2 protein-coding genes are annotated in these 1,340 nt (G+C 52.8%); both read right to left on the bottom strand.

The features are described 5' to 3' along the window. Window positions 1-71: 71 nt before the first annotated feature. Window positions 72-1,145, bottom strand: a complete 1,074-nt coding sequence (locus J5224_RS28010; RefSeq protein ID WP_264628389.1) for an EscU/YscU/HrcU family type III secretion system export apparatus switch protein — start codon at window positions 1,143-1,145, stop codon at window positions 72-74. After that, window positions 1,138-1,340 (bottom strand): flagellar biosynthetic protein FliR (locus J5224_RS28005; RefSeq protein WP_264628388.1); only part of this gene is annotated, 203 nt, incomplete at its 5' end. The genes J5224_RS28005 and J5224_RS28010, both read right to left, overlap by 8 nt.

Genomic DNA, 1,340 nt, shown 5'->3' with positions numbered 1-1,340 from the left:
GCACAACTCCATTATGGTTCTCTTTGCGCTTTGACCGGCACCGTACCTTGGCCCGGTCTTTTTTTTGCCTGTCAGTTGTGCTCCTCACCACCGGCCTTCTCGCGAGAGGCGTAATCGATCTGCAAGACGATACGCAGCAGCGCGGCAACGGGTTCGAACAGCGCATCAGGGATACGTTCGCCGCGCTTCACATCATAAAACAGCGTACGCGCCAGGGGGATGTTCTCTACCATCGGAATGGCCTCACGTTGCGCCAACTCGACAATGTGTTGCGCCATGGCATCCCTGCCTTTCTCCAACACGCGCGGTACGGGCATCGTCTCGGGATCGTATCCCAAGCAAACCACCAAATGCGTCGGATTGCGCACAATCACCGCCGATTGCCTGACGTTTTGTGCCAGGCTGCCGCTCTGCACTTCGCGCTGTAGCGCGCGACGCCGCTGTTTAATATGAGGATCGCCTTCCCTGTTCTTGTTTTCCTGTTTGATATCCTCCTTGCTCATGCGCTGCTGCTTCAACGTATGAAAACGCTGATAGCTGTAATCCGCCACCGCCAATACCAGATAAAAGCCCAGCATGCCAAGCCACATAAAACGCATAATGGCGGAAAAAGTGGGTAACGCACAGTGAGGGTCACAATAGGGCAATGCGCGAAACGTCGACGCATAGGCATAGAACAGCAAGAGAAAAATCGCGCACAACAGCACCACTTTCAAACAGGATTTGAGGAGTTCAACCACGCTGCGCCAGGAAACAATCTGTTTAAGATTGTTCACCGGGTTAAGTTTGCTCCCCTTGAAACCCACTGCCTTACTGGCAACCACAAAACCTATTTGAATCAGCACGCTGAAAACGGTGGCAACGCTTACCATCGCCCCGAGATAGAGCAGCACCAGCGCGCACTCTTTTACCAGCGCGCGTGCAACGGTGCCCAGCGCATAGGAGAAAGGGGCATTGATAACGCGCAGAGATTCCTGGATTAACAAGGTGATGTTTTGTACCAGCACATCAGTAAAAAAATGAAAAAAGAGAAATAAGGCGAGCAGTTGTGCACCGGAGGTCAGCTCAACGCTTTTGATCACCTGGCCCTCTTTTTCAGCATCCTGCCGCCTTTTGCGGGTGGGCTGCTCCGTTTTCTCACTCATGGTGAGCAAACCACTCGCCAACATGCTGGTAGAGACGTTCACTTTCCATCAGATAGTGATGCAGCGCATACGGTAGTGACACGATCAGCAGCAGCAATACCAGCAGGCTTTTGATGGGCATAGCCAGAAAGAACACGTTTAACTGCTGCGCCGAGCGATTCAACAACCCCAGCGCCATATCCGCCAATACCATCA

It is taken from the genome of Candidatus Symbiopectobacterium sp. NZEC135 (genome assembly GCF_025962695.1).
The sequence above is the reverse complement of the archived record's forward strand: the minus strand, read 5'-3'. Positions and strand labels throughout refer to the sequence as shown.